The organism is Corynebacterium sp. TAE3-ERU30, assembly GCF_019209925.1.
Lineage (GTDB): Bacteria > Actinomycetota > Actinomycetes > Mycobacteriales > Mycobacteriaceae > Corynebacterium > Corynebacterium megadyptis.
Genome location: NZ_JAHUTO010000001.1, coordinates 563,661 through 582,393 on the forward strand (window position 1 = coordinate 563,661; position 18,733 = coordinate 582,393).

Annotated in this window: 16 protein-coding genes; 11 read left to right on the plus strand and 5 right to left on the minus strand. The window is 58.7% G+C overall.

Features of this window, described 5'->3' with window-relative positions:
• Window positions 1-2: 2 nt before the first annotated feature.
• From dmpG to KR227_RS02430, 4 genes are read right to left on the minus strand one after another with little or no spacing between them, the layout of a single operon-like run.
• Complete coding sequence (gene dmpG, locus KR227_RS02415) at window positions 3-1,007, minus strand: 4-hydroxy-2-oxovalerate aldolase (RefSeq protein ID WP_218363548.1); 1,005 nt, start codon at window positions 1,005-1,007, stop codon at window positions 3-5.
• Between the two features lie 17 nt (window positions 1,008-1,024).
• Complete coding sequence (locus KR227_RS02420; protein WP_218363549.1) at window positions 1,025-1,930, minus strand: acetaldehyde dehydrogenase (acetylating); 906 nt, start codon at window positions 1,928-1,930, stop codon at window positions 1,025-1,027.
• Window positions 1,930-2,718: a 2-keto-4-pentenoate hydratase gene (locus KR227_RS02425; protein ID WP_218363550.1), complete on the minus strand. Its 789-nt coding sequence runs from the start codon at window positions 2,716-2,718 to the stop codon at window positions 1,930-1,932. The genes KR227_RS02420 and KR227_RS02425 overlap by 1 nt, the downstream gene beginning before the upstream one ends.
• Window positions 2,719-2,727: 9 nt before the next feature.
• Window positions 2,728-3,663, minus strand: a complete 936-nt coding sequence (locus tag KR227_RS02430) for a 3-carboxyethylcatechol 2,3-dioxygenase (protein ID WP_218363551.1) — start codon at window positions 3,661-3,663, stop codon at window positions 2,728-2,730.
• A 192-nt stretch (window positions 3,664-3,855) separates the two neighbouring features.
• Here KR227_RS02430 and KR227_RS02435 point away from each other — a divergent pair, with 192 nt between their 5' ends.
• Together KR227_RS02435 and KR227_RS02440 are read left to right on the plus strand one after the other, a co-directional pair.
• Window positions 3,856-4,248 (plus strand): (deoxy)nucleoside triphosphate pyrophosphohydrolase, encoded by a 393-nt coding sequence (locus KR227_RS02435; RefSeq protein ID WP_151548898.1) that lies wholly within the window; start codon window positions 3,856-3,858, stop codon window positions 4,246-4,248.
• Window positions 4,245-7,094 carry a DUF3427 domain-containing protein gene (locus KR227_RS02440; RefSeq protein ID WP_218363552.1) on the plus strand — a complete coding sequence of 950 codons (2,850 nt, stop codon included), beginning with the start codon at window positions 4,245-4,247 and terminating at the stop codon, window positions 7,092-7,094. The genes KR227_RS02435 and KR227_RS02440 overlap by 4 nt, the downstream gene beginning before the upstream one ends.
• A 4-nt stretch (window positions 7,095-7,098) precedes the next feature.
• On the opposite strand, the gene KR227_RS02445 is transcribed toward KR227_RS02440, so the two are convergent.
• Window positions 7,099-7,371: a bifunctional 3-phenylpropionate/cinnamic acid dioxygenase ferredoxin subunit gene (locus KR227_RS02445; RefSeq protein WP_370625135.1), complete on the minus strand. Its 273-nt coding sequence runs from the start codon at window positions 7,369-7,371 to the stop codon at window positions 7,099-7,101.
• A gap of 292 nt (window positions 7,372-7,663) precedes the next feature.
• On the opposite strand from KR227_RS02445, the gene KR227_RS02450 reads away from it, so the two are divergent.
• The 9 genes from KR227_RS02450 (at window position 7,664) to KR227_RS02490 (ending at window position 18,710) form a co-directional block, all read left to right on the plus strand.
• Window positions 7,664-8,497 carry a fumarylacetoacetate hydrolase family protein gene (locus KR227_RS02450; RefSeq protein WP_218363553.1) on the plus strand — a complete coding sequence of 278 codons (834 nt, stop codon included), beginning with the start codon at window positions 7,664-7,666 and terminating at the stop codon, window positions 8,495-8,497.
• A gap of 243 nt (window positions 8,498-8,740) precedes the next feature.
• On the plus strand, window positions 8,741-9,403 hold the full coding sequence (locus tag KR227_RS02455; RefSeq protein ID WP_218363554.1) for a 50S ribosomal protein L25/general stress protein Ctc: 663 nt from the start codon (window positions 8,741-8,743) through the stop codon (window positions 9,401-9,403).
• A 145-nt stretch (window positions 9,404-9,548) separates the two neighbouring features.
• Entirely contained in the window at window positions 9,549-11,057 is a 1,509-nt protein-coding gene (locus tag KR227_RS02460) for an ABC transporter substrate-binding protein (protein WP_218363555.1), read from the plus strand.
• Window positions 11,058-11,512: 455 nt separating this feature from the next.
• Window positions 11,513-12,163 carry a class II aldolase/adducin family protein gene (locus KR227_RS02465; protein ID WP_218363556.1) on the plus strand — a complete coding sequence of 217 codons (651 nt, stop codon included), beginning with the start codon at window positions 11,513-11,515 and terminating at the stop codon, window positions 12,161-12,163.
• Between the two features lie 427 nt (window positions 12,164-12,590).
• Entirely contained in the window at window positions 12,591-14,348 is a 1,758-nt protein-coding gene (locus KR227_RS02470; protein ID WP_218363557.1) for an L-fucose isomerase, read from the plus strand.
• Window positions 14,349-14,388: 40 nt separating this feature from the next.
• Window positions 14,389-15,762 (plus strand): rhamnulokinase family protein, encoded by a 1,374-nt coding sequence (locus KR227_RS02475; RefSeq protein WP_218363558.1) that lies wholly within the window; start codon window positions 14,389-14,391, stop codon window positions 15,760-15,762.
• A gap of 11 nt (window positions 15,763-15,773) precedes the next feature.
• Window positions 15,774-17,120, plus strand: a complete 1,347-nt coding sequence (gene fucP, locus KR227_RS02480; protein WP_255549018.1) for an L-fucose:H+ symporter permease — start codon at window positions 15,774-15,776, stop codon at window positions 17,118-17,120.
• A 66-nt stretch (window positions 17,121-17,186) separates the two neighbouring features.
• Complete coding sequence (locus KR227_RS02485; RefSeq protein ID WP_218363559.1) at window positions 17,187-17,615, plus strand: RbsD/FucU family protein; 429 nt, start codon at window positions 17,187-17,189, stop codon at window positions 17,613-17,615.
• A gap of 99 nt (window positions 17,616-17,714) precedes the next feature.
• Entirely contained in the window at window positions 17,715-18,710 is a 996-nt protein-coding gene (locus KR227_RS02490; RefSeq protein ID WP_255549078.1) for a LacI family DNA-binding transcriptional regulator, read from the plus strand.
• Window positions 18,711-18,733: the final 23 nt, after the last annotated feature.

The following is an 18,733-nucleotide window of genomic DNA, read 5'->3' on the forward strand; positions in this document are numbered from 1 at the left end:
TTTTAGCCGGCTCGCTTAAGATCGACAGCAACATCGATAATCATGTCTTCTTGACCGCCGACGTATCCTCGGCGCCCCACTTCAGCGAGGATGTCCTGCGTAGGAACTCCATAGCGTTCCGACGCGCGCTCGGCGTGGAGCAAGAAGGAGTTGTACACGCCCATCTGCCCCTGAACGATCGACCCGCGGTCCATAGCGGGCAGTCGATCCACCATAGGTTTGAGTACATCCTCCGCGGCATGCAGGATTTCCTTGGTCTGCACGCCAGTGTCAATTCCTAGCCGCTCGAATGCTACGGCAAGGACTTCCGTCGGTGAGTTGCCAGCCCCGGCGCCAAGCCCGGCGAGAGAACCATCAATTTGGCTCGCACCTGCGCGAACCGCGAGAACAGAGTTGGCCACGCCGAAGGACATGTTTTGATGACCGTGGAAGCCCACCTGGGCATCGTCACCGATCTCGTCCACGAGAGCCTTCACACGGTCTGATGCCTGCTCCATGATCATTGCACCGGCCGAGTCCACGACGAACACGCACTGGCAGCCAGCATCCACCATGATCCGCGCCTGCTGTGCGAGAGCAGCCGGCTCCGAGCGATGCGAGAGCATGAGGAAGCCGCTTGTCTCGAGTCCCAGCTCGCGGGCCGCTTGGAAGTGAGAGATAGACACGTCGGCTTCAGTGCAGTGAGTGGCGACGCGAATCACGTCTACCCCTCGCGCTTGTGCTTCCTTGGTGTCATCTACGCGCCCGACGCCAGGTAGGACGAGAGCAGCGATTTTGGCATTTTTCGCCTCATCGCGCGCAGCTGCGATCAGATCGAGTTCATTGACCTTGGAGAAGCCATAGTTGAAGGAGGATCCGCCCAGGCCATCGCCGTGAGTAACCTCAATCATCTCTACATTGGCATCATCGAGGGCTCGTACGACTGTGCGCACCTGCTCCTCGGTGTACTGATGGCGCACCGAGTGTGAACCATCACGCAGCGTTGTGTCATTAATACGAATACTCATGGGTGAAAATTCCTCTCCTAGATCAGGCTCGCGAGTCGTTCGCCTGTGGCCACAGCTGCTGCAGTAATGATGTCCAGATTGCCTGCGTACTCCGGCAAGTAATCGCCGGCACCGGTTACCTCAAGCAACACAGTGACGCGACCCCAGCCATTCCATTCCGGTCGTGCTTCATCGAACTGAGGAGTAGCGGTGACGTGATAGCCGGGAACATAGGAACTCACGCGTTCAACCATGGTCTCGATTGCAGCGAGAACCTTGTCTTGCAGTTCGCCTTCCTGTGCCGCCTCGGCAGGCAACGAGCAATAGACGGTATTACGCATATTCATCGGCGGCTCAACGGGATTGAGCACGATAATGGCCTTGCCTCGCCGCGCCCCGCCCAGCTTTTCCAGCGCGGTAGCTGTAGTTTCTACAAACTCGTCAATATTGGCACGCGTGCCTGGTCCTGCGGATCGAGAGGAAATCGAGGCAACGATTTCCGCATACTCCACGTCAACAACGCTGGACACAGCAGAGACGATAGGGACCGTAGCCTGTCCGCCACACGTGATCATATTGACGTTGTCGAGGTCTTTGATCTCGTCCAGATTCACACTGGGAGAGAAGTAGGGTCCCACAGCCGCGGGGGTTAAGTCGATTGCTCGGATTCCCGCTTCCCGATAAAGCGGGGCATTTGCGAGATGCGCATTGGCGGAGGTTGCCTCAAAGACGATATCCGGCAACCTGTCCTGCTTCACCAGCCACTCGACACCTTCGGCCGATGTAATCAAGCCCTTGTCTTTTGCCTTCTTGAGCCCTTCCGATTGTGGATCGACTCCCACCATGTACGCCGGCTCAATGACCTCTGACTTGAGAAGTTTGTACATGAGGTCGGTACCGATATTTCCCGGACCAACGATGGCTGCCGTGATCTTTTTACTCATTATTGTTGCCCTTCACTAAAAGTGGCTGTCAAAGTTCCATATTTGCCGTAATCCACGCGAACGCTTTCTCCCGCATGTACCGCTGCGGCGCCACAGAAACTACCTGTAAGAATGATTTCTCCTGCCTGGATCGGGGTTCCCTGCTCAGCAAGCACGCCGGCTAGCCAGACGAGGGGCTTTAAAGGGTGCCCCATGACTGCCGAACCGATTCCTGATTGCGGCGCGCCTTCTCCCACCGTCATCTCGGCTTCAACCTCAGCCAACTGCTCAATAGGTATGTCAACCGGATTGGAGCTCAAAATGACTGCCGCACACGAGGCATTGTCTGCCACTGTGTCAACGAGACGGATATCCCAATTCCGAACGCGGGAGTCGATGATCTCTACTGCGAGATAGGCTTCCTCTACTGCGTCGACAACCTCGTCAAACGTGGCATCAGCGCCCAGATCGCGATTGATCTTAAAAGCCAATTCAGGCTCCACTTTTGGAGCGATAAACTGAGAGACATCAATGTGGTCCCCATCGTGGAATAGCTGCTGATCGGTGAAAAAACCAAAATCGGGACTATCAACGCCAAGCTGCTGCTGCATCGCGATGGACGTGAGCCCAATCTTCCTACCAAGGATGGTGCGCCCTGCCTCTTTTAGTGCACGTTCTTGCCACTGTTGGATGGCATAGGCACCGTCCAGATCTAGATCAGGAATGGTGTTGCGCGGCGGCTCGATGGCTTCTTTAGTCTCATAGGCTGCGAGCAGTGCTGCGGCAACCTTCTCTTTCGCATCATTCATAGCTGCGCCCTATCCTTTCGCCATGATTCCGAAGCCAGCGATGAACTCCTTGATTGGCTTGTAGTACTGATAACGGACTTCTGCCTCGGGATTGGCGGCCGCAAGTGCGGAAAACGCCGCCACCCAGGTGCGTACCTCGTGGGAGGAGTGACCTGCTTGTTCGTCCATCTCGTCAGCCGTGTAGCTATCGAATCCAGTTGGATCGTTGCCGGCACACACCTGCATGAATGCTGTGTCCCACTCCGGGTTAAGGTCCTGAATAGGGGCCTCGCCTTTGGCAAATGCGACAGCGTTGTTGATCACGTTCTGCTCTCGAGCGTGCCGGGCTTCTTCCGTGGGATGACGGCCGTTGAGCAAGAGTTTCTTTTGTTCTTCGGTGGCCGTAGCCCATTGCGGCACCGGAGGATCGTGGGACAAACCCCCCGATGCCATGAACAGCACCCGTTCATCGCGGTCTGCGAAGAAGCGCCCCACAGCCTCACCCAGGTGCCGTACACGTTCCATTGATACGAAGGGGCGAGCGACTCCATTGACGAAGATAGGAATAACTGGGACTCCCTCGATATCGCCGTAGATCACCTCTAGCGGCTGTACTCCCCCGTGGTCGATCTCCATGCGACGCGAGATAGCGACGTCGATATCACTGGAAATGATGAACTGAGCGAGCTCCTCTGCTAACTCGGTGGGCACATTGAGCTGCCCAACTTGTCCGCCCCAGTCTCCAACGCTCACACACTCGTAGCCCACACAATAAGGCGGCATCAGATCATAGAAGAATCCGTTGTAGTGGTCGGGCCAGAAGAGGACCACAAGCTCCGGGTCATAAGACTTCACGTAGTTTCGAGCCTGTTCGAAAGCGTTGTGGAGTTCTTCGAGCACGTCCTTCGGTGGTTCAAGAACATTGAGCAATGGACTGTGCGACATCGCAAGTAACTGTGTAGACATGCCCCTAGCGCCCCTCTTTCCTATTAGCGTCCTTACGTTCCAGTCCACAATATGGTTCAGGTCACTATGATCGACAGCTCTCGTTCCGATTGATGGAACACTCCGCATGAGCCAATATCAGGGTCTGGTGTCCGGGGCGATTGCTACAATTACAACGTCAAACAGCACTAACCCCCGATGACGCGAGGCGTGATGAAGAAGACCATTCGAGTGACCGGCGCCGTACTCCAACGAGACGGAAAGATCCTTGCCGCCCAACGAGGACAGGGAAAGAGCCTCGGCGGCTTCTGGGAGTTCCCGGGGGGAAAGATTGAAGAGGGAGAGACACCGGAGGCTTCCCTCGCCCGCGAGCTCAAAGAAGAGCTACTGATCGACGCCCGGATCGAAGAACACATCACCACCACGCGGCATGAGTATGATTTCGCGATCATTGAACTGGCCACATACGTGTGCTCTCTGCCCTCCGGGGAAGAGCCCACACTGACCGAGCACGAGCAGGTCCGCTGGCTCAGTAAAGAGGAGCTAAACGACGTGGAATGGGCGCCGGCCGATGTTCCTACCGTGGAGATCCTGTCACACGCATGAGCAACACCAATCCCACACCGCAGCTGCTGGATGATCTTCACCATGGCTTTATTGATCAGGACCATGCACCACAGGGCGATGGAACCCCTCATCTGATCGATAATCGCGATCCCAACACGATGCTGGCCGCTATCACCCGAGAGATGGAGCGGTGTAGTTCCTTTATTTTCTCGGTGGCGTTTATTACCCCGGGCGCTCTTGCCCTCCTCAAGCCGTACCTACTCAAGTACACGGGTAAGGCGACGATCATCACGTCCACCTATCTGGATTTCAACTCCCCGGAAATGTTTGAGGAGCTACTCCAACTTCCGAATATTGAAGTTCGCGTGGTGGATGACCACACTTATGGATTCCACGCCAAGGGCTATATTTTCTCCACGGTTTTCGGTGTCACCGCCATTGTCGGCAGTGCGAATATGACCCGTAAAGCACTGATGAAAAATCAGGAGTGGAACGTCAAATTCAGCGCGATGGAACACGGGGACATCGCCTATCAGCTACACGACGCCACGAGCTACCAACGTGGTATCTCCGTTCCTTTGACTCGGGACTGGATCGAGGAGTATCGCTCGCGCCGTCAGGCGCCAGCTTTTCCTGAGCGGGACACCCAACTACGCACGAGAGAGCGCATCACCCCCAATGACATGCAGCTTCATGCATTGGAAGAGATCACTAAGCTGCGCAGCACCGGCGCTCAGAAAGCACTGATTATTTCCGCCACAGGCACCGGTAAAACCATTCTGGCCGCACTTGCCGCACGTGCAGCGCAACCGACTCGCCTCTTGTTCCTTGCTCATCGGGAACAGATCGTGCGTAAAGCGCGCGAGGAGTTCAGTCGTGTGATTGACGCAGAGGATGACGAGTTCTCTGTATTCCTCGGCAATGAACGGAATGCCACGCCTCGCTACGTATTCTCCACCGTGCAGACGATGTCTCGCCACAGCAGCTTAGACAGCCTGAGCCCTGATCAGTTCGATTACATCATTATCGACGAGGCTCACCGTTCAGCTGCTGACTCCTACCGCCGGATCATGGACCACTTCACGCCTGATTTCCTCTTGGGGCTCACTGCGACTCCCGAGCGTACGGATGATCGCAGCGTCTATGAGCTCTTCGATTTCAACGTGGCATTCGAGATCCGCCTCGGCACTGCGCTGGAGAACGATATGCTGGCGCCCTTCGACTATTACGGTGTAGCTGACTATGTCGCGGAAGACGGCAACACCGTAGATGACGTCACAGATTTGAAATATCTGGTCGCCAAGGAACGCGTGCAGCATCTTCTGGAGAAACTACGCGTCTATGGTCGCGTGCGGGATGTGTGTGGTCTTATCTTCTGCAGTCGCACCGAAGAGGCGCAGGACCTTTCTCGCATGCTCAATGAGTCTGAACTATTCGGGCGACCTCTTCGCACTGTAGCTCTCAGCGCCACCGACTCACACGAGGAGCGCGAGCGCATGGTGCGGCGGCTCGAGGCCGGCGAGCTGGATTACATTATTACGGTGGATCTCTTCAATGAGGGGATCGATATTCCGAAGGTCAATCAGATCGTAATGCTGCGCCCCACGCAGTCAGTCATTGTATTTACGCAGCAGCTCGGTCGCGGTCTAAGGAAGTACCCGGGTAAAGAGAACCTTCGTGTCATCGACTTCATCGGTAACTACAAGAACAATTATCTGGTACCGATGGCTCTCACTGGTGAGACCAGAATAAAGGGCGTCCTTCGAGACGGCGCACGTGCAGCGAAAGCAGTGTCCGGACTAAGTCATATCTCCTTCGATAACATTGCCCAGCAACGCATCCTCGACGCTATTAGCACGGCAACAATGGACAACTTCCACCTGTTGAAGCAGGATATTGCAGATCTTCGCGCTCGCCTCAACAAAGTACCCACGCTTTATGACTTCGCCCGCTTCGACCATGTTGAGCCGGAGGTCATGGCTCTCAAGAAGAAGAATTATTGGTCGCTGTTATATTCTGCGAAGTTCTGCGAGGAGAGCCCAAGCGAGACTCAAGTAGGCTTGCTCAATCTGCTCTCTCTGAGGATTCTCGACGGTAAGCGCCCACACGAACCGCTCCTGCTTCGTCGTCTCATCGATGGCCCCACAACAATCGACGAGACCCGCGCTTTGTTTGCCGATTACGGCACAACATCCGATCGCGCCACCATTGATAGCGCGGTCCGCGTGCTCACCGGAGAGTTCGACTGCTGGAAAACTGAGCCAGAATTTCCGGTCATCACGCGAGAAGGCAACGACCTCAGGCTTTCTTCGATATTCCAGGAGAACTATCGCTCATCCGAGCTGTTCAAGGCTCATGTCGACGACATTATCGAGACGAGCTTATTCCTCAACAAGGAGAAGCATTCCATCGACGGAAAGATGATCGTAGGCAAGCTATACAACCGCGAAGATTTCTGCCGGCTTTTCAACTGGAGGCGCAATGAACGCGGCGTGATTAACGGCTACAAGATAGATAAAGAGACGAACACCTGCCCGATCTACATCACCCACCACAAGGGTGATGCGTTCTCTGAGAGCACCCGGTACGAGGATTATCTCGACTCCCCGGAGACCATGACCTGGTACACCCGTGGACGACGTACCCTGCAGAGCAAGGAGCTCATCCCGATCATCGACAACTCGGTCGACCTCCACATGTTCGCGAAGCGGGATGATCGCGAAGGCACTGATTTCTTCTACCTTGGCCCAGTGACCTCACGCGACGCGACTCAAGAACGGATGCCGGTGAAAGATGGCAACGTTGACATTGTGCGCATGAAGTTGGATTTTGAGGTCCCCGTAAATCCCGCAGATCTGAGCTATCTCCGCGGAGCCGAGGCCTAGCCCCTCACTCCCCTAGCAGCACCCACACGTGCCCGTCGTTCAGCCGTACTGGGTAGGTACGCACGGGCGCGCTGGCGGGTGGGGTGAGCGCGTCCCCAGTTTTGAGACAGAAGGCTGCCACGTGCACGGGGCATTCCACCTCGCAGCCTTCCACCCAGCCCTCAGCGAGCGATGCATCCTCGTGGGTGCAGGTGTCGTCGATGCAGTAGAACTCGTCATCCTCGGTGCGAAACACGGCGATGGGTGCATCGAGGCCGGTCACCGCGGGTTCAAGCACGATCGCGGATTCGGGTGCAATGTCTGCCGCTGCTCCTGCATCGCACCAGTGGCCGGCGCCACTGTGCGTTCGGGCATCACCATCGTGAGCGCTGTCGCGCTTCTCCGCCTGGCTGTGTTCGTCCGGGGAGGTCGCTGCTTTCTTCCTGAAGAGCCGCACCCGCATCCTCCTTCCTCGCACCTGTGTGTGTCCTTTCAACTTTAAACACCCGCTGGCCCCACCGGTGCGCGGCCCACCCCTTCCCTACCAGCCGCACTGCGCTCCAGCCACGGGGCAAGTAGCCTCGGTGGACATGAAGCTTGCTACCTTTCGCTCCCCGCTTACCCCGGATCGGACTCGCGTGGGACGCGTCGACGATGACCACTCGGCCACTCTTGTTGGCGAGTTTGCCGATGTGGCAGAGCTACTCCAGCAGCCCAATTGGCGAGAGCTCGCCGCACACGCCTCGGAGCTGACGGTCGAGTTTGAGCAGCACACCCTGGCCCCGCCGATTCCGCGCCCCGGCAAGATCATCTGCGTCGGCCTGAACTATGCGGCCCACATCGCGGAGATGGGCCACGAACGCCCCGATGTGCCCACCTTGTTCATCAAGTTCCCCGAGGCGCTGATCGGCCCCTTCGACGATATCCAGGTGCCGTCTTTCGCTCAGGACACTGCGGACTACGAGGGTGAGCTGGCAGTGATCGTCGCTAAGCGCACCCGCAATGCCACACCGGAGGAGGCCGCGGATTCTATCGCCGGCTTCTCGGTGATCAATGATTTCACCTGTCGTGAGCTGCAAAAACGCACGCAACAGTGGCATCAGGGCAAGTCCTTGGAGCGCACCAGCGGTTTCGGGCCGTGGCTGGTCACCCCTGATGAGTTGGATGCGGAGGCGCGGCTGCACACCGTGGTCAATGGCGAGGAGCGCCAGAATGCGCCGCTATCGGATCTGGTGTTTAGCCCAGCGGATCTCGTCTCCTTCTGCTCACAGCTGTACACGCTCAATCCTGGCGATGTGATTGCCACCGGCACTCCGGCGGGTGTGGGGCATGGTCGCGGCGAGTATCTCTCCCATAATGATGTGGTTCAGGTCTCTATCGACGGGATCGGCCGTATCCGAAATCGGGTTGTCTTTGGTGGATAACCTGCGGGTTGTGCTAGACTTCCGTTCGTCTCGGCGAGGGGGTTTGTAACCCAAGCCCCGTTATCGACGCGATCCAAGAGCTCAGCCCCACCTATTGGGGCTTCTAGCCTGCGGCGATGCGAGATGCCACGCACTGCCTGCGGGCTTTTTTCGTGTCATGAACCTGCACATGGTTCCGGCGCGATCAAGCACAACCCGTCTGCGGTGCGCTGACCACTAACACAAACTTTTAAGGAGATAACAATGGCTACTAAGGCAATTGATATCAAGGCAAGCGCTCGCACTGAGTTCGGTAAGGGCGCTGCCCGCCGTGCCCGCCGCGACGGCCTGATCCCCCTCGTGGTGTACTCCAAGCACCTGGAGGCCCCGGTGCACGCCACCGTCGACCGCATCGAGTTCACCGCCATCGTGCGTAACCACGGTGTGAACGCGATTGTGAACGTCAACGTCGATGGCGAGGAGCACCTCACCATGATCAAGCACGTTGATCAGAACCCGCTGAGCTTCGACATCGACCACATCGACCTCTACGCCATTTCCCGCGGCGAGAAGGTCGAGGTCGAGGTGCCGATCTCCTACACCGGCGAGCCGGCTCCGGGCACTCTCGTCTACCAGGATGCAGACACCCTGCTCCTGCTGGCCGACGTGCTCTCCATTCCGGAAGAGATCGAGATCGACATCGAGGGCCTCGAGGTCGGTACCCAGATCCTGGCCAAGGACGTTGCTATGCCCGGCAACTGCTCCCTGGCTGCCGATGAAGACGTGCTGGTTCTCAGCGTCGTCTACCCGGAGACCGAGGATGTCGAGCCGGGCGAGGCCGAGAACGAGGATCCGGAGGACGTCCCGACCGTGGACGAGGACGATGCGGATTCCGACGAGGACTCCGACTCCGAGGACAAGGAGTAATCTCCTTCCACCCTGGCGCGATGCTTATCGACGCCACCTCGCACCACCACCCTAGGCGCCCTTCGTGCGTGCCTAGGGTGGTGGTGTATCTGGGCGCGCTACCATGAGGTGACTCTCGGTGCTTATCTAGAAAGCTTCTTGCCTCATGAACGTTGCCACCACCACTGCCCTTGCGGCAGTGTGTGCCCTATCGATTGGGCTTGTGTCCTGTTCCGCCGATTCCGGCACCCCCAACGCCAACTCTGCTCGTCTCGGCGTGGCGTTTTCCCCCGTCGCCGGCTTCGCGCCCTTTAGTGCGGATGCCTCCATCGCGACGCGTTTAGGCTCCTCGGAAACGCTCGTGCGCATCGCCCCCGACGGCACTCCCGAAGGCTGGTTGGCCTCGTCTTGGGAGCAGCCCAGCTCCACCACCGTGGTATTCGAACTGCGCTCTGGGGTGGACTTTCATGATGGCACCCAGATGGATGCCGAGGCCGTGGCCAACTCGCTCAACGAGGCTTTTGCCTCTCCTTATCGGCCGCGCGGGCTCGGCTCGGCGGCGCTGCGGGCCACCGCCACAGACACTCTCGAGGTGACGGTCACCTCCGATCGCCAGGACCCGATCTTGGCGCAGCGCTTCGCAGACCCGGGCACCATGATTCTTTCACCCAAGGCCTACACCACAGAAGATGAGCGCCTGGTGATCACCCCGATCGGCTTCGGCACCGGCCCCTATGTGTGGAAGGACGCCACCCCGCAGCACGCACACCTTGAGGCCAATGCGGACTACTGGGGCGATCAGCCCGGAGTGCCGAGCGTGGATGTCACCTTCTCCGCCGATCCGGCCGAGCTGGCCCGCGAGGTGCAAAGCTCCCGGCTCGATGTCGCCGCCGGCTTGCCGGCTGAGAGCCTGAGTGATGTGAGCGAGCGCGCCGAGGTGATGACGATATCCACCCCGCGCACCAGTCTGCTGTATTTCAATACGGGCAAAGGCATCTTCACCCGTGCCGATGTGCGCAGCGCCGCGATTGAGGCGCTCGATGTGCCCGCACTGGTCCGCGATAGCTACCCCGCAGATAAGGATGCGCTGCAGAATACGCTCTTCCGCGCCGCCGAGCGCGGCGATGGCACAACGAAGCCGATCAAGCTGAACACCCCAGCCACAGACGACCTCGAGGATGGCCCCACCCATATCACCATGGCCACCTACTCCGATATCCCCGAGCTTCCCCAGCTCGCATCGGAGATCGCCGAACAGCTCGAGCAGGCCGGTTTCCAAGTCCAGCTCAGCATTGATAGCTATGGGGCGCTGGAAAACCGGATCCTAGACGGGCGTTTCGATCTTGTTCTCGGCTCCCGCAACTACATGAGTGGTGCTGCGGACACACTCAGCTATCTCGCCTCCGATGCCACCTGCGGCAAGCGCTATAACATCGCCCGCTATTGCGATGGGAGCGTGGACGCAGAGATTGCCTCCGCATTAACCACCACAGACACCGAGAGCCGCGAGACCGCGGCCGCACAGATCGCTCGGGAGATTCTCGCCAGTGGCGCGGTGCAGCCCATCGCCGTCGAGCAGGTCCATCTCAGCAGCCGCGGCTTCACCGGCTTGGCCGAGGATCCCTTCGAAGTGCAGCTGCTCACCTCAGATTTCCGAGCAGAACCCTCCGCCTAGGCCACTACCCCCGCACGGGCCGCTGCTGACGCCCTGCCCTGCGCCGCCTGCGGGGCAAGCGGCCGCGCTGGGCGGCGCCGCGCTCGCCGCTAAATAGGCAACAATCGCCTGCGTGCAGCGTGTTTCTATCTTCCACTTCCCTGCTGAGGAAACTGTGGACTGGTGCTGCACTGTATTCGGGCAAAGCGAACCGCGGCGAACCGCAGCGGATATAAACACAGCCATATCCGCTAGATCACCCCTGTTAGTGGGTATTTGTATCGTACTTGTCGTAACTCACTTTATTCCACGTACGCTATGCCGATCGCTGCGAAGAGTAGTAACATGACAAATGAGAGCGCTATCATTTCTCGTTTTATAGCCTCTAGCTGCATATATCGCTAGTCACCACATAGACACGACAGTGATAGACACCCACGGCTTCTACTCGCAGACCCAATCGCCAGGAGGACACCATGCTTCTCTCAGAAGAGAGAACACTCATCGCCGACTACTGCCAGCACTTCGCATCCGACGGGCTGGTCGTGGGAACGGCCGGAAATATCTCTATCCGCGCCGGTGAGCTCGTCGCCATCACCCCCACCGGACTGCCCTACGTCGGAATCACCCCAGAAGATATCTGCGTGGTCAATTTCGACACCGGAGAGCAGGTCGAAGGTCAGTATCGACCCACCAGCGAGATTCATCTCCACCTCCAGGCACTGCAGACCACCGGGCTCGACTCGATCGTGCACACGCACTCCGCCTATGCCACCACCGTGGCCAGCCTAAAAGGCGTGACAGAGCTACCCAATATCCACTACATCACGGCCACCATGGGCGGAGCGATCCCCGTCACCGAATACGCCCGCTATGGCAGCCAATTGCTCGCCGACAATGTCGAGGCCGCACTACAGAGCAAAACCGCATGTCTGCTCGGCAATCACGGCTCCGTAGCCGCAGGTAAGGACCTCGCCGAGGCCTACACCAAGGCACAGTCCATTGAATGGCTGTCCAAGGTTTACCTCAACGCCCGCGCCGCGGGAACCCCGCGCATCCTCACGCCCGAGCAAATGGAAGAGGCCAGCGCCGCCATCGCCACCTACGGCCAGCCGCACAAGCGCTAAGCCGCACAAACACTCAGCCAGAATACGAAGAGCCCACCATCGTCATGGTGGGCTCTTTTGCGCTGTCATGTGTGAGCGTTATCATGCCACACCCTCCTTCCCTGCTCCGCGCCGCCGGATAGCTACCCCCATTAGGCGGCCCCCTCCTCCAGCCTTTCCCATCCTCACGAGCCAGGGTGACGACCGTCTCAGCCGCCGTTACGCTGGGCGAACGCCACAAAACCCACCCCGTATGTGTGGGGCTAGCGGGAAAGATGCCGAAACCTCTTCCCCGCCTGTAGGGGCGATGTTAAGCTTTTGATAGCGCTAACATACGGGCATGAGACAGTGCCCACGGACCGATGGCTAGGCCCAATCGCCCCCACCGGCCACGGCGCTCCAGATCCCCCATACTGGGGTGACATTACCTCCCGAAGGAGAAGTACTCATGGTTCATCATCCGAAGATTGGCATCCGACCCACCATTGACGGCCGTCGTCGCGGAGTCCGCGAATCACTCGAAGATAAAACGATGTGGATGGCCCACGCTGCCGCCGATCTCATCACTAAGAATCTCCGTTACCTCGACGGCGAGCCCGTCGAGGTCGTCATCGCCGAAACCACCATCGGCCGCCCCGGCGAAGCAGCTGCCTGCGACGATCTTTTCGCTGGCCAGAACGTGATCGCCGAACTCACCGTGACCCCCGCCTGGTGCTATGTCACGGAAACCATGGACATGGATCCCAACCGTTTCCACGCCATCTGGGGCTATAACGGCACCGAGCGCCCCGGCGCCGTCACGCTGGCCGCAAATCTCGCTGCCTACGCTCAGTACGGCATTCCCGCATTCAGCATCTATGGTCACGACGTTCAAGATGCCGATGACACCGACATCCCGGAAGAAGTCTCTGACAAGATCCTGACCTTCTCTCGCGCAGCCGTTGCTGCGGGACAGATGCGCGGTAAGGGCTATCTGCAGATGGGCTCGACCTGCATGGGCATCGCTGGTTCCTCCATCGATCGCCACTTCTTCCAGGACTATCTCGGCATGCGCGTGGAGTCCGTGGACATGACTGAGTTCATTCGCCGCATCAACGAAGGCATCTTCGATCCCGAAGAGTATGAGAAGGCACGGGCATGGGTGCGTGAGAACGTCCAGATCGGCAAGGATTTCAACCCCGAGCCGCGCGACGATGCCGAAGAGCAGTGGGACTTCATCACCAAGATGGCCCTCATCGGCCGCGACATGATGGAGGGCAACCCCAAGCTCGCCGAGCTGGGCTTCGAGGAGGAAGCATGCGGCTTCAACGCCATCGCTTCCGGTTTCCAGGGCCAGCGTCAGTGGACCGACACCTACCCCAATGGTGACTTCATGGAGACCATGCTGAACACCACCTTCGACTGGAACGGCGCTCGCCGCCCGGTGGTGCTGGCCACGGAGAATGACACCCTCAATGGTGCCAGCATGCTCCTCAACTACCTGCTCACCAACCGCACGCAGATGTTCTCCGATGTGCGCACCTACTGGTCCCCCGAGGCCATCGAGCGCGTCACTGGTGAAAAGCCCACCGGCGGGGCCGCGAATGGCTTCCTGGACCTGCGTAACTCCGGCGCCACCACTCTCGACGCCACCGGCGTGATGAAGGACGCCGAGGGCAATCCGTGCACCAAGCCTTTCTGGGAAGTCACCGAAGAGGACCAGAAGGCTGTCATGGAGGCCACCACCTTCCATGCCGCAACCCACGAGTATTTCCGTGGCGGTGGATTCTCCACCCACTTCCGCACCGCTCCGAACATGCCTGTCACCATGATTCGTCTGAATCTGATCAAGGGTGTCGGCCCGGTGTTGCAGATCGCCGAGGGTGAGACCGTCACCCTGAGCGAAGAGGCCACCACCAAGATCGAGAACCGCACGGACCGCACCTGGCCCACCACGTTCTTCGCCCCGCGTCTGACGGGCAAGGGCGCATTCACCTCGGTGTATGACGTGATGGACAACTGGGGCGCGAACCACGGCGCCATCGGCTTCGGCCACTTCGGCAAGGAGCTGATCACTCTCGCCGCCATGCTCCGTATCCCAGTGAACATGCACAACGTGGACGATGCAGAGATCTTCCGCCCGCGCGCATGGGGTCTCCATGGAACCGCAGACAAGGAAAGCGCCGACTTCCGCGCCTGCGAAAACTATGGTCCCTTCTTTGCCTAATTGCGCAGTGCACTGAGCGACAAGAGATAAGGATCACATAATGTCACGGGTCATCAGGACTTTGGCAATCGACATGGGCTCGTCCTCCGTTCGTGGAATTGTTGGTGCATGGGACACAGATTCCAAGAAGCTGACAAGGTCGGAAGTGTTTCGTGCAGAACACCACGTCTGCACCGATGAGCAGGGAAACCTGTACTGGGACTTGGAGGCGCTGAAAGACGCAGCCACCCAGGCACTCCACGCGGCCGGAGATATCGACTCAGTTGCTGTCGATGGATGGGGAGTCGATTTCGTCGTCGTCGACGAGAACAATAATCCTCTGTCGCAGGCACGCTCCTATCGGGATAGTGCCGGCGCCCGAGGCCGAAGCCTGATGGCATCACGAATGCCGGAGGCGGAGCAGTACCACGCCTCCGGCGTTCTCCCCCAAGACATTAACTCTGTATATCGACTCGCACTGCAACCGCCCAGCACCGGCACGGTGATGTTCCTCCCGGACTTCATCGCCCGCTGCCTGCTCGATCAGCCCACCCAGGCGTGGGCGTCGCGAGGAATCGCCTCTACCTCGGGGCTTCTCGCGGCAAGTCATGAGGATTGGTCCGAGGAAATACTCGCCACAGCGGGTATCGACCGGCAACGACTCCCCTCTATCACCAGCGAGCGGCGCGTGATCGGCACCCGTTCCGATGGCGTGCGCGTCATCGCCGCTGGCTCTCATGACACCGCCTGTGCACTTTCATCGTTGTCTCGGGAATGTGGCTATCCCGAAGACGCCATGTTTATTTCCTGCGGATCATGGTCCGTTGTTGGCGCGCAAACCTCAGAAGCGGTGGTGACAGAGGAGGCCTACTCCCGAGGGGTCACCAATGAAGCCACCGCACGGGGCGATAACAGAGCCGAGCTCAACCTCACTGGGCTCTGGGTCGCTCAAGAGTGTCGGCGCGCCTGGGGAAATCCAAGTTACGAAGAACTCAACCGGCTGCTAGCGGACGCCTCAAATCCAGGCGCCATCATCGATGTATGCGACCCACGCTTCAGTGCCCCTGGAGACATGCCGGATCGCGTCGTGCAGGCAGCACGTGAACATAACGTCACCCTTTCGACACGAGGCGAGATCCTGCGCGTCGTATTTGATTCCATCGCCCGAGCTCAAGCAGATGCGATCCACACGCTTCGCACTCTGACCGGATCCACGGGGAAAACCTATGTCATGGGAGGCGGGGTAAAGAACCTCTTCCTCATGCAAAGGACAGCCGCCGCCCTCGGCGAAAGCATTCACGTGACGGATCCTGAGGCCACGGCCCTAGGAAACATCATCAACCAGCTCCTCACCCTGAACGTTCCCCCTGCAGACCTAGCGGAATGGGTTCGCAACGCTGGGGTGATCACCACCGTCTGCCCGACGGACGACTGAAAGAAAAGATCATGACTGACACTTCCGTTAGCAGTCCACAAACAACACCCCCGAAGAAGGAACGTAAAAAGTACCTGAACGATGGAATGCTCGTTCCTTTCATCCTTCTGGTGTCCTGCTTCGCAGCCTGGGGTATGTCCACCGACATGACCGCGCCTCTCGTCAAGGTATTTGGTTCGGTCTTCTCGATGTCGACGTTCCAATCCTCGCTCGTGCAGTTCTCCTACTACGGGGCCTACTTCCTGCTCGCCATTCCGGCGGCCTATATTAACTCCAAGTTGGGCTATAAGGGTGGCGTATGTATCGGCCTCTTCCTCGCTGCTGCCGGCGCCTTTGCGTTCTACCCCGCGAGCCTGAGCATGACCTTCGTGGCCTTCATCGGGGCCCTGTTCTCCCTCGCCGCCGGGCTGTCTATCCTCGAGACCTCTGCTAACCCGTTTGTTATCGCCATGGGTCCGGAAGAGACCTCGACGCGGCGCCTGAACTTCGCCCAATCCTTCAACCCCATCGGTTCTAACCTGGGTGTGCTGGTTGCGGCCATCATGATCCTGCCCAATATTCACGAGCACACGGCAGAAGAGCGAGCATCGCTGCCCCAAGAGGAACTCACCTCTATGGTCTCGGGCGAGCTCAAGGCCGTGATGATTCCCTTCGTGGGCCTCGCCATCCTGTACTTGGTGCTCGGCATTGCCATCGCGCTGGTCAAGATTCCTGATCGCTCTCGAAGCGCCGGAGACGACGCAGTCGCCCTTCCGGTACCGAGCTCGGGCCGCCTGGGCCGGTTGATCAGCAATCGCCGCTACTCCTTCGGTGTGGTTGCCCAGTTCTTCAACATTGGTGCCCAAACCTGTATCTGGACCTACGTCATCCACTACGCCACCAATGTCGTCGGCAAGACCAACGCGGAGTCGGGAATCTGGCTCCAGGTCTCCCTGATCTGCTTCCTCGTTGCCCGCTTCGTCATGACCGCCCTGATGGGCATCATCGACGCCCGCCGACTCTTGATCATCATGTGCTCCTTGGGTGTCGTGCTCACCTTGGTCGGTATTCTTACCGGGAACATCATCGGTTTGATCGCTATCGCTTCTCTCTCCGCCTGTATCTCCTTGCTATTCCCCACTATCTATGGCCAGGCACTCACCGGACTCGGAGAAGACACAAAATTCGGTTCGGCTGGACTCGTTATGGCCATCGTCGGTGGCGCTATTCTTCCCCCGGTACAAGGCCTGCTCGTCGATACTATCGGCACCGCCCACTCGTTCATTGTTGTTCTCGTCTGCTTCATTGTGGTGCTGTCCTACGGAGTATTTACGCTCCGCTTCAAGAACCCTGGCGAAACCGCGCCGGCTGCCGCATAGGAGGCTGAATACATAAGCACTCTCACGCCCCCTCATCGTCACCTCTTTTCACACTAAGGAGAACACATGCTCCGCAATATCCCGGAGAAGATTTCACCGGAACTCCTCTACACTCTGGCCCGCATGGGACATGGCGATCGCATCGTCATCGGAGATGGAAATTTCCCAGGCTACACCCTCAATTCCACGGTCATCCACGCAGATGGTCACACCGTGGCTGGCATGATGGACGCAATCCTCAAGCTCATGCCCTTGGATCCCTATAATCCGTGGCAGATCGGTCTCATGGAAACTGTGGGAGACGATCCAGAGCCTCCCGTATGGAGCGAATTCGCCGAGATCGCCGAACGCAGCTATCCGGGCCATACCGTGAAGCACTTTGAACGATTCGAGTTCTATGAGCAAGTAAAGAAGTGTTTCGCAGTTGTTGCGACCACGGACACCGCTCTCTACGGAAATATTATTCTCACGAAGGGAATTGTCATTCCAGAATAGATTCACGTATTTCGACAGACTGTATGGCGCCTAGGCCACCCGCATTCTCGGGTGTCCTGGGCGTCATGTACACTTACCGGCGTGCGTAAAAAGGCAGTTATGCAGGATGTGGCACAGTTAGCGGGGGTATCCACGCAAACTGTGTCTCGAGTGGTAAATAACCATTCTTCCGTGCGACCAGCCACCCGTGAACGCGTCTATGCCGCGATGCGCGAGCTCGACTACCGGCCCAACGCAGCGGCCCAAATGCTTGCCTCCGGCTCCTCCCGCTCCATCGGTGTCCTTTCTGTGGGCACGATGTCTCATGGATTGATCACCCTCTTTGCCGAGCTGCAGGCCCATGCCAAACATCGGGGATGGCATGTGCTCACCTCCTCCTCGGCCAATGCCGACTTCGCGGAGGCGCAATCCGCCCTTGACTATTTGCGCTCCCGGCAAGTGCTGGCGACGGTCATCCTCTTCCAGCATCGCAGCCTTCTACCGCTCTTCGAGCATTGGACGGGCGCGCCCGGGGTGATGATCAGCTCCGTCGACCACGGCATTGAGGGCATGTCCACCATCGGCATCGACCAAGTCTCCGGCCTCCACTCCGCCTTGGACCATTTGTGGGACCAAGGAATAACCGATACGGCCATGATTACCGGCGATCGGGAATATATCGACGCCCGGGAACGTATGGTCATCTACCAGCGCTATAGCCGTTTGAAGAAGCACTCCTTCTCGCTATTTGGCGGCAGGGGCTGGGGCGCCTGCGATGGCTATGCTGCCGCGCAGGAGATCCTCAACGTTGGCCTCCCCGAGGCCGTCATCGGCGGCAATGACAAAATCGCGGTCGGCTGCGCCCGCGCCTTCGCCGAGCACGGCTTCACCGCGGGCAAGGATTATAAGCTCATCGGCATTGACGATGATGAAGTCAGTTCCTACCTGACCCCTCCCCTGTCCTCTATTCGCCAGGACTTCGCCGAACTCGCTGGTGTGGTCATTGATGAACTCGCCGGGTTGATGGAGGGCAAGCCCCACCGCAAGCTCCTACTGCCCTCCCATTTCATTCCCCGCGCCTCATCGCTGCCGGAGGATGCGCCCGAGCTCGGCTAGGGCCCACAGCAGCTGATCCTAGG

Coding starts and splice junctions, on each gene's coding strand:
- KR227_RS02435 (WP_151548898.1), top strand. CDS start 3,856: ATGAAGAAGACCATTCGAGTGACCGGCGCCGTACTCCAACGAGACGGA.
- KR227_RS02460 (WP_218363555.1), top strand. CDS start 9,549: ATGAACGTTGCCACCACCACTGCCCTTGCGGCAGTGTGTGCCCTATCG.
- KR227_RS02455 (WP_218363554.1), top strand. CDS start 8,741: ATGGCTACTAAGGCAATTGATATCAAGGCAAGCGCTCGCACTGAGTTC.
- KR227_RS02420 (WP_218363549.1), bottom strand. CDS start 1,930: ATGAGTAAAAAGATCACGGCAGCCATCGTTGGTCCGGGAAATATCGGT.
- KR227_RS02475 (WP_218363558.1), top strand. CDS start 14,389: ATGTCACGGGTCATCAGGACTTTGGCAATCGACATGGGCTCGTCCTCC.
- KR227_RS02450 (WP_218363553.1), top strand. CDS start 7,664: ATGAAGCTTGCTACCTTTCGCTCCCCGCTTACCCCGGATCGGACTCGC.
- KR227_RS02425 (WP_218363550.1), bottom strand. CDS start 2,718: ATGAATGATGCGAAAGAGAAGGTTGCCGCAGCACTGCTCGCAGCCTAT.
- KR227_RS02430 (WP_218363551.1), bottom strand. CDS start 3,663: ATGTCTACACAGTTACTTGCGATGTCGCACAGTCCATTGCTCAATGTT.
- dmpG (WP_218363548.1), bottom strand. CDS start 1,007: ATGAGTATTCGTATTAATGACACAACGCTGCGTGATGGTTCACACTCG.
- KR227_RS02465 (WP_218363556.1), top strand. CDS start 11,513: ATGCTTCTCTCAGAAGAGAGAACACTCATCGCCGACTACTGCCAGCAC.
- KR227_RS02470 (WP_218363557.1), top strand. CDS start 12,591: ATGGTTCATCATCCGAAGATTGGCATCCGACCCACCATTGACGGCCGT.
- KR227_RS02485 (WP_218363559.1), top strand. CDS start 17,187: ATGCTCCGCAATATCCCGGAGAAGATTTCACCGGAACTCCTCTACACT.
- fucP (WP_255549018.1), top strand. CDS start 15,774: ATGACTGACACTTCCGTTAGCAGTCCACAAACAACACCCCCGAAGAAG.
- KR227_RS02490 (WP_255549078.1), top strand. CDS start 17,715: ATGCAGGATGTGGCACAGTTAGCGGGGGTATCCACGCAAACTGTGTCT.
- KR227_RS02440 (WP_218363552.1), top strand. CDS start 4,245: ATGAGCAACACCAATCCCACACCGCAGCTGCTGGATGATCTTCACCAT.